This is a genomic window from Pseudoalteromonas rubra (genome assembly GCF_004212645.1).
Taxonomy (GTDB): domain Bacteria; phylum Pseudomonadota; class Gammaproteobacteria; order Enterobacterales; family Alteromonadaceae; genus Pseudoalteromonas; species Pseudoalteromonas rubra_G.
Window position 1 is genome coordinate 1 of the sequence record NZ_PPUZ01000071.1, and the last position, 9,173, is coordinate 9,173.

At 47.5% G+C, this 9,173-nt stretch carries 5 protein-coding genes; 4 read left to right on the forward strand and 1 reads right to left on the reverse strand.

What is annotated here, in order from left to right:
• Positions 1 to 99: 99 nt before the first annotated feature.
• On the forward strand, positions 100 to 951 hold the full coding sequence (locus C3B51_RS20105; protein WP_130246203.1) for an HDOD domain-containing protein: 852 nt from the start codon (positions 100 to 102) through the stop codon (positions 949 to 951).
• Positions 952 to 1,014: 63 nt separating this feature from the next.
• Here C3B51_RS20105 and metK read toward each other — a convergent pair whose 3' ends face one another.
• Positions 1,015 to 2,166: a methionine adenosyltransferase gene (metK, locus tag C3B51_RS20110; RefSeq protein ID WP_125716201.1), complete on the reverse strand. Its 1,152-nt coding sequence runs from the start codon at positions 2,164 to 2,166 to the stop codon at positions 1,015 to 1,017.
• Positions 2,167 to 2,527: 361 nt separating this feature from the next.
• Here metK and tkt point away from each other — a divergent pair, with 361 nt between their 5' ends.
• The 3 genes from tkt to C3B51_RS20125 all read left to right on the forward strand — a co-directional run.
• A complete protein-coding gene (gene tkt / locus C3B51_RS20115; RefSeq protein WP_130246204.1) occupies positions 2,528 to 4,522 on the forward strand; it encodes a transketolase in 1,995 nt (664 codons plus the stop codon).
• Between the two features lie 698 nt (positions 4,523 to 5,220).
• Positions 5,221 to 7,836, forward strand: coding sequence for a hypothetical protein (locus C3B51_RS20120; protein WP_130246205.1), 2,616 nt, complete (start codon positions 5,221 to 5,223; stop codon positions 7,834 to 7,836).
• An 11-nt stretch (positions 7,837 to 7,847) separates the two neighbouring features.
• Positions 7,848 to 9,173, forward strand: a 1,326-nt coding sequence (locus C3B51_RS20125) for a hemagglutinin repeat-containing protein (RefSeq protein ID WP_130246206.1), incomplete at its 3' end; no start/stop codon positions are given.

Here is a 9,173-nt window from a genome sequence, read left to right on the forward strand (position 1 = left end):
GTTAGCGCCATATTTGCTCCGTCAAATTGAACTGGTATTAAGTGAAATTGGTATATATCGTCTACACTAAAATCAAACTAGCCTGATGTGTTTGCTGTTATGCTCAATATTGATGAAAAAACATTAGCGGAGCTGCGCTCCGGGTTTAACCTGCCTGCCAAGCCTGAAATTCTGGAACACATACAGAATGAACTCAACAGTGAAGAGCCCGAGTTAAATCGTGTTGCCAATATTATTTCACAGGATGTCGCAACATCGGCTGCGGTGCTAAAAGTGATTAACTCTCCGGCCTACGGCATGTCCAGAACGGTGTCGGACATTAAACAGGCGGTGATGTTTTTGGGGCTCAATAGTATCACTCAAATAGTAACAGGTTATCTGCTCAAAGAAGCGTTTGATCAAAGCCTGTGCTGCATTTCGCTGGAGCGGTTTTGGGATAATGCCATTGATATTTCTCAAATAGCCATGCTGATCGGTAAGCGGGTGCGTGCCAATGTACCGGTTGAGAACTTACAGTTGCTTGGCTTGTTTCATGATGCGGGTATACCCGCCATGGCGATGCGCTACGACAATTATAAAGAGGTGATGACCCGTGCCATCCAACGGCCTGAATACACACTGGCATGCTACGAGGAGCAGCTATATCCGACTAACCATGCGGTAGTGGGCTACTATCTGGCCAGCTCCTGGAATATTCCTAAGGCCATGTGTCAGATCATACTGCGCCATCATGACCCGCTGTATCTGGACGAAACCCATGATGAGAGTGAGCAGCAGGCGTTTGCCATTTTAAAGCTGGCCGAAAACCTGGCCTTTGAAGGTAAGTACTTTCGCAATTGCGCGGACTGGCACGCTTTTAAGGATAAAGTGATGATTGTGTTGAATATTCACGATGATGAGTATGTGGATATCAAAGAAGATATTGAGGAGTTTTTAATCTCCGGGAATTGATTATTCCTGTTTTTGCAAAAAAAGGCGCCGTAAGGCGCCTTTTCTGTAAATCTACATATACACTTACAGGCCAGCAGCGGCTTTAAGCGCTTCTGCTTTATCTGTTGCTTCCCACGGGAACTCGTTACGACCGAAGTGACCGTATGCCGCAGTAGGCTGATAGATAGGACGTTCAAGATCAAGCATAGTGATCAGGCCATAAGGACGCAGGTCGAAGTGCTCACGGATCAAGTCAATCAGACGCGCTTCTTCCAGTTTACCTGTGCCGAAGGTTTCAACACTGATAGACGTCGGCTCTGCGACACCAATTGCGTAAGATACCTGGATCTCACATTTGTCAGCCAGACCCGCAGCCACGATGTTTTTAGCAACATAACGTGCAGCATAGGCAGCTGAACGGTCAACTTTTGATGGATCTTTACCAGAGAATGCACCACCACCATGACGTGCCATACCACCGTAAGTATCTACGATGATTTTACGACCAGTCAGACCACAGTCACCCATTGGGCCACCGATAACGAAACGACCGGTTGGGTTGATGAAGAATTTAGTGGCTTCAGTGATAAGCTCTGCAGGCAGTACCGGCTTGATGATGGTTTCCATCACAGCTTCTACCAGATCATCCTGAGACACAGAGTCACAGTGCTGAGTTGACAGAACAACGGCATCGATACCAACCGCTTTACCGTTCTCGTAAGCAAAAGTAACCTGAGACTTTGCATCCGGACGTAACCAAGGCAAAGTGCCATCTTTACGCACCTGCGCCTGACGCTGAACCAGACGGTGTGAGTAAGTGATAGGTGCCGGCATTAATACGTCGGTTTCGTTACAGGCGTAACCAAACATCAGGCCCTGGTCACCCGCACCCTGTTCTTCAGGACGAGTACGGTCAACACCCTGGTTGATGTCTGGAGATTGTTTACCAATGGTATTCAGAATTGCACACGAGTCGGCGTCGAAACCCATATCTGAATGAGTGTAACCAATTTCGCGTACCGTTTTACGCGTTAGTTCTTCGATATCAACCCAGGCACTGGTAGTGATTTCACCACCGACCATGACCATGCCGGTTTTTACGTAAGTTTCACACGCAACACGTGCTTTTGGATCTTGCTCAAGGATAGCATCTAGTACCGCATCAGAGATCTGATCGGCGATTTTATCCGGATGACCCTCAGAAACAGATTCAGAAGTAAATAAATGTTTTGCCATTGTATTTATGCTCACAAATATTGCGCTTCACAAACTACAGGAATAGCGCGAAAAAATCAGAGCGATATATTATCGAAAACAGGCCCTGCTGCATAGCTTTTTTACGCCTAGACGTCTAATTTTAAACCTTTGCGAAAAACGCAGTAAAAAAGTCCCCAGCGACACCAAGATTTCATTGATTTTTAATTGCAGTGGTTACCCTAATAGGTAAGAATGGGGACCAATTTTCTAATCGAGTTACCTGCATTTCGGCGTGTCATGCATTGAATTGCCACCAACTAAGGCAAACGTGACCGCGTCGCCACACGGGTATATTAGGTACAGATTTGCCACTCAAATGACAAAAAAAGTAGGAGACTTCATGCCATCTCGCAAAGAACTTGCAAATGCCATACGCGTTCTGTCCATGGACGCAGTTCAAAAGGCCAAATCCGGTCACCCGGGTGCCCCTATGGGTATGGCCGATATCGCAGAGGTATTGTGGCGCGATTATTTAAAGCATAACCCAAATAATCCAGACTGGGTTGATCGTGACCGCTTTGTACTATCTAATGGCCATGGTTCCATGCTCATTTATTCTCTGTTGCATTTGTCTGGCTATGATCTGTCTATTGATGAACTGAAAAACTTCCGCCAAATGCACTCTAAAACACCTGGTCACCCAGAATATGGCTATGCACCGGGTATCGAAACAACCACAGGTCCACTGGGGCAGGGGATCACCAATGCCGTCGGTATGGCGATTGCCGAAAAAGCACTCGCAGCACAGTTTAACCGTGACGAGTACGACATTGTTAACCACTACACCTACGCATTCCTGGGCGATGGTTGTTTGATGGAAGGTATTTCTCACGAAGCCTGTTCACTGGCCGGCACACTGGGCCTGGGCAAGCTGATCGCGTTTTGGGATGACAACGGCATTTCTATCGACGGTGAAGTTGAAGGCTGGTTCAGCGACGACACACCTAAGCGTTTTGAAGCCTATGGCTGGCACGTGATTGCTGACGTGGATGGCCATGACAGCGACGCTATCACTGCGGCTATCGAAGCGGCACGCGCTGAATCAGACAAGCCAACGCTTATCTGTTGTAAAACGGTAATTGGTTACGGCTCACCAAACAAGTCGGGCAGCCACGATTGTCACGGTGCACCTCTGGGTGATGACGAGATCAAAGCAGCACGCGAATTCCTGGGCTGGGAGCATGGCGCGTTTGAAATCCCTGAGTCTGTTTACGCAAAATGGGATGCCTCTGCGCATGGTCAGCAAATTCAGAGCGAGTGGCTGGTTAAATTTACTGAATACCAGATGCATTACCCTGAACTGGCGGCAGAATTTGAGCGCCGTACTAAAGGTGAGCTGCCGGCAGACTGGGCGCAGAAAAGCGCTGAGTACATTGCCCAGCTACAGGCCAACCCGGCTAACCCGGCAACCCGTAAAGCATCACAAAATGCCCTGAATGCATTTGGTCCTCTGTTACCAGAATTCATGGGTGGCTCTGCGGACTTAGCGGGTTCTAACCTGACACTGTGGGATGGCTCTAAAGGTCTGACGGCAGACGATGCGTCTGGCAACTACATCTTCTACGGTGTGCGTGAATTCGGTATGTCGGCCATTATGAATGGTATTGCTTTACACAAAGGCTTTATCCCTTACGGCGCAACCTTCCTGATGTTTATGGAATATGCCCGTAACGCAGTACGTATGGCTGCACTGATGAAGCAGCCTAGCATCTTTGTTTATACCCACGATTCAATTGGTCTGGGTGAAGATGGCCCAACACACCAGCCGGTAGAGCAGTTGGCCAGTATGCGCATGACGCCTAATCTGGTTAACTGGCGCCCGTGCGACCAGGTTGAATCAGCGGTTGCCTGGCAGCAGGCGATTGAGCGTAAAGATGGCCCAACGTCATTGGTATTTACCCGTCAGGGACTTGAGCAACAAGCGCGCAGCGACGAGCAGGTAGCAGCCATTAAGCAAGGTGGTTATGTACTGAGCTGTGACGGTGAACCGGAGCTGATCCTGATCGCAACTGGTTCAGAAGTGCAGCTGGCTGTGGAAGCTGCGACGCAGCTGCGTGACAGCGGCAAGCGCGTACGTGTTGTTTCTATGCCATCTACCGATGTTTTTGATGCACAATCTGCTGAGTACAAAGAGTCAGTACTACCAGCTGCGGTAACACGTCGTGTTGCGATTGAAGCAGGTATTGAAGACTACTGGTACAAGTATGTTGGCCTGAACGGCGCGGTTGTTGGCATGAGCACCTTTGGTGAGTCAGCGCCTGCGGCTGAGCTGTTCAAGCACTTCGGCTTTACGGTTGAGAATGTGGTTGCCAAGGCAACAGCGCTGTTCAACTAAGCTCGAACGCATGCATTGAAAAAGCCGTTCAGGGAAACCTGAACGGCTTTTTTTGTGTCCTGGATAAAAGCTCTGCGGCTATTTAAATTAATGATTAACTGTTTATTTCGGGCACTTCGAAATGGCAGTTACTCACAAACAGCTACGCCGTATCTTTTATATAGTAGGATTAACAACCCACACCGTCATCCCGGACGCGTGCGAGCCGGGATCTGCTTAAGTTCAGCACCACCGTATCCTTTATTAAGTAAGACTACCAACCCACACCGTCATCACGGACGCTTGCGAGCCGGGATCTGCTAAGTACAGCACCACCGTATCCTTTATTAAGTAAGACTGCCATCCCACACCGTCATCCCGGACGCGTGCGAGCCGGGATCTGCTTAAGTTCAGCACCACCGTATCCTTTTTTAAGTAAGACTACCAACCCACACCGTCATCACGGACGCTTGCGAGCCGGGATCTGCTAAGTACAGCACCACCGTCTCCTTTATAGAGAGTCTATCAAGCGTTCTTTGAAGAGCCACCCTAAACTAGGTACTCCAAGGCTGATGTTTTTGTTGTGTTTGTGTGATAGGTGTAATCTAACTTGGTATTTAATTTTCATAAGTAGCTAAAGTGTAGATTTTTTTATTTTCTTTTGTACCCACCTGGTATACAATCCCGCAAATTTTTTTGTGCCAAATAAAAGGATAAAAATGGACATTAAATGGCAAAATTTTGCAGGAGCTTACTTGTTACTGGGATTGTTACTGACTCTTAATTGTGGCGTAAGTGCTGCCACAGAAGCGGTTTCTAACTTTATATACAACCCATCTTCCGACTTTTCAGTTTCCCGCCAATCTGACGCAAGCAGTGATTTTCTGATTGTTGAGCATAATTCGGCAACAACTCAACTCAATTTTGAGCGGTTTTTTGTGTCTGATAAGCCCGTTGTCATCAAGTTGGCCAATGACAGCAAGATAGAGACCTTGGTCATCTCATCTCCCATCCTTGATATCCGTAATAAAGTGTCGGTGATCGGCAAGCCGGTCAATGTGGTTTTTACCTCACCAACTGGCACCTTGCAGTGCTTGCACTGCTCTTTTGAAAACGTTGAACGTGTCACTTTCCTTAATGGTATTTTTAGTGGCGACTCTATGACAACGTACGCCACTGGCCGTGTCACAATCAATGGTTTAAGTGCACCTGGTGTGCACTCACTGGAAGTGATGGCCGATCAAATTATCACTTCGGGGACAATTGATCTTAACCTGCGCGCACAACGTCATCCTCAGGGGGGGTTTATTTTCGCCGAAAACGGCGACTATGTGCTTGGCTCGGGTGGGGTTAATTTGTATCCGGGCAGGGTGAAAATCAAATACAGTAATCTGGATGTTATTTCGGCGAGCACAAAAAATGACATTTATCGGCCTGGTGGCACATTCAAGGCGGCAAGCATAGGTATCGTTGCCGCTCAGCCTGTCGTTATCCCGCCAGGGACTGAAATTAATACATTGTCCGATGCACTAACGACAAGTACGCGTCAGGGACATTTCCATGCTCCTGCTGAAGGTGTATTTATTCAGATAGCCAGGCATGAAAGTGCGGCGTTAAATGTCTATGGCAAGCTATATAGTGATCGCATCATTACGACGAAGACAATAGGCAATACCACTTTGCACTCCAGTGCACGGGTGTTTGGTCAAACGGTCAAGAATTTTACGGATGGATACTTATTTAACCAAGGCTATGTTGATGCTGACCACATCAAAGTTGCAGCAGAGCGAGTGATCAATTCAGGCACCTTAAATGGCGCTCAGGTCACTCTGGAAGCTGATGGTGACGCATACAATACCTTTGGTGGCGTAATCAAAGCCGGCTATCTGAGCATAGTTCTAAACGACGGTATTTTCACTAATGGTGCTCGTACTAACAAATTGCGCAGACCGGCTCGTCTGCCGCTATTGGCACCGTCAGTAGATGTTAATAGCCTCAAGCACGGACCCTATAGCCGTTATAGCACTGCGGGTACAAAGCAAAGCCGCCTCAGTGCGAAAATTCATGCAAATACGGTCACAATTGTTGCCAACGCGATAGAAAACATCAACCCTTATCATATAGAAGAGCCTACGGGTGTTGACTGGAGTGACGGTATAAGTGTCAACACGACCCAATCTGAACAGGTTTCGATTGCAGCAGAGTCCAAGATGGAGCTCAAAGCGAGCAAATATATTCGTAATACATCGGCTATTTTACGTCTTAATCAACAGGGCCGGTTTCATGTGGATACGCCACTGCTGTTTAATGAGCGGTATCGTTTAGAGACAACGTCTTTTATTATCTCACGTTATGCATATACCTCAGATAAGAAAGGTAGCCGTGATCAGGTAGAAAAAGGGGTGGGTACCAAGGTTTCTGCTTATTCACCGCCGGGGCGCATTGTTAGCTTTGGAGAGTTTGAGCTGGGTAGCAAGCAAGTACCGTCAACCAGGCGGCGTATGGTGAATGCTTTTTCCTATTTCGAAGTATTTCAAAATGCGCGTTTTCAAAAACTCGACCTGGAATCCGTCGGGATTGTTCTGAGCAGCACCATTACACAACAAAGTTCACAAGCTGCAAAACAATGTATCGTGCTTGGCAGCTGTGCAGGTAGTGCGATAGATACATCGGTAGAGGGCGAAACTTTATTTGCAATTCACGGTAATGTTTACGGTATTAACCCCGAAGTAGAAACCACAAGCGACTTCAAAAAATCGGACATTGGCTCGTTGACACCAGAGCAATCAGACTTAGTACATGATTATTTTTCCAGCCGCTATTCCAAAGAGTTCGGTGAGGATCACTACCATAGGTATAACTATGGTGCCGTTTATAACGAACCTTGGGTCAGTGCCTACTATGCAAAATGTAATGGATTTCGCTATGAGGAGCATGGACAAACGCGATTGAGAAACTGTACCTCTGCTTTTGTTAAGATTCTGCTGAGCGATATCCTGGCCGAAACCTCTACTGCTGAATTTGCAGGGACAGGCTTTACCTACAAGCAAGTACGAGACACCGCAGAAGCTTATGCCCGACGCAACCAAACAGTCTCCACAGCAGAAGACTATCGATGTAAGTATACGGGCGATGTAATTGAATACCAATGCACAGCAAAAAACTTCAATTTTATTGATGTGCTAGTCAATGAAGCAGAGCAAGCGGCGACGGTAAACTTCAGCTACCAGATTAAAATTGAACATTATTGTGACCAATGCCAGAACAAGTATTCAACCCGTGACGTAGAAAAGTCCCTCCGAATTAGTGTTGCCGAATTAATGAAAGGACAGTAAAGGAATCTAAAATGAAGAAAAATGATTTTTCGGACCGGCCAGTCCCTTTCTATAAAAAAGCCATTGCGTATTTAAACATTTTCATGCTTTTGGGGCAGATGAGTCTGCCAACCCTGGCATACGCCTATAACGCGTTTGACAAGCTGGATGCGACGCATGTGCTCAATAACTCACCAGCATTCACAAAAACCACTGGCAGCAGCCAGACTCAGTATGTGAAGTCAGAGCATATTGTTGAGCTGGCTCGCGCTCGGGAAGCTCAAAGTATTGCTGGTTTCCATCGGGTCTTGCGGAAAAACAGAAAGCACGCGCTGCCTGCACCTCAGTACATTCCTATAATGAACGGTAAAATCCAAGTGATCTTTCCGCATTACCCACTTGCAAAACAAGTGGGTGATCGCTTTGTTCAAACGCGCCTGATCCGATCCCAGATCTATGCCGAGCTAGGCCGCAGCCTGATCTCACCGGCGTATGCCGATGAAACAGCTCAGATAGTCCAACTCTATCAAAATGCCTATGAACTGGCAGGCAAAGGTAGCGTCACCTTTGGTGAAAAAATTCCCCAATCCGTTTATAACAGCTTTGACAAAGACTTTATCTGGCCAGAATTTCGAGAAATTAACGGAGAACAAGTGTTGTCTCCCGTTTTGCACCTCAGTGCACAGACGCTAGAAACACGCGCTGTTAACGGGCATCTGGTCGAGTTTACCGGCAGTGATGTCAACTTCAGAGATATAACCGTCAATAGCGGTACTTTACTTACTGGCAGAGATACCTACCTGAATACCGCCCGCGATTTAAACGTCAATCCAGGGGCAGAAGTGGCGTCAGACGGCGACCTGAACCTGTTTGTTGGCGGCACGCTCAGAAACCACTCCGGCACGCTCAGTGCCGCACAAAATGTGCAGATTATTGCCGGGCAGTATGAACAAAAAACCCTGGTCCACCGCTTTTCTAATCGCTATGAGCAAGGCTCCCGGTTTGGCCAGATAGCATCTGTCAATGGTGAGAATATCAGCATTTACAGTATGGGCGACATTGTTGTTCAGGGTGGCACCATCAATGGCAATAACATCAGCCTGCGCGCTGATGGCAATATTCGTCTGCTCTCCCAGCAAACCAGCTATGTGAACAATGCCCCTGTTGGCAAATACGACCACACAAGCAGTGAAATTGAACACCTGACTACCAAGCTCACCGCCAAAGACAGCATCTATTTGATGGCCTCCGGTGCCATTGAGCTTAAAGCCGCAGAGCTGCATGCCGATCAGGGCGTGATTGATATTCTGGCGGGCCAGGGTGTGTATATTCTGAATGAGCTCAATCAGTCACAAAGC